The following is a 596-nucleotide window of genomic DNA, read 5'->3' as shown; positions in this document are numbered from 1 at the left end:
CATAACGTTTCATGCCGCGCGCGACGCGAGCCATGGTATTATCCGCCAGAGGCCTGATTGCCTTCAGTCCGTGTTTCTCGGCGATATCGGCCGAGCTATCGAAGATCGACGGGCACGGGATCGACCAGTCAATGCATTCCGCCGCGGTGCGCCATGGCAGTTTACGACTGGCAATCACATCCGGATCATCGGGCGCACCGTGCGTCGGTTCCGGCCAGATGATCTTTTGGCCGTCGAAACGGATGATCACAAAGAGGCGCTTGCGGATCGTGGGCGCGCCATAATCGCAGGCACGCAATTCCCGCTTCTCCAGCTTTCCCCCGAGGCGGCGAAGCTTCTTGCACCATTGCTGGAAGGTTTCACCTTTCCGCTCCGGATCCGGCATCAATCCCCTTTCGGTCTGGACGAGCGGCCCCCACGTCGCAAATTCCTCGACGTTCTCCATGATGATAACGTCGATCTTGCCGCCGCTTTTCTGGACACGTTCGACCCAGAACGGAATGATGTGAGCGAGGTCACGGATATTGCGCTCGACCGGCTTGCCACCCTTGGCCTTGCTGAAATGCTTGCAATCGGGAGAGAACCAGGCAAGGCCG

General features: G+C 59.1%; 1 protein-coding gene. It reads right to left on the bottom strand.

Annotated elements, in window-relative coordinates:
* The coding region (locus ACQV2Q_RS08910; protein WP_428882521.1) for a DNA cytosine methyltransferase at window positions 1–596 on the bottom strand (596 nt) is incomplete at both ends.

Source organism: Facklamia sp. P12950 (genome assembly GCF_050409465.1).
GTDB lineage: Bacteria > Bacillota > Bacilli > Lactobacillales > Aerococcaceae > Facklamia.
The sequence above is the reverse complement of the archived record's forward strand: the minus strand, read 5'-3'. Positions and strand labels throughout refer to the sequence as shown.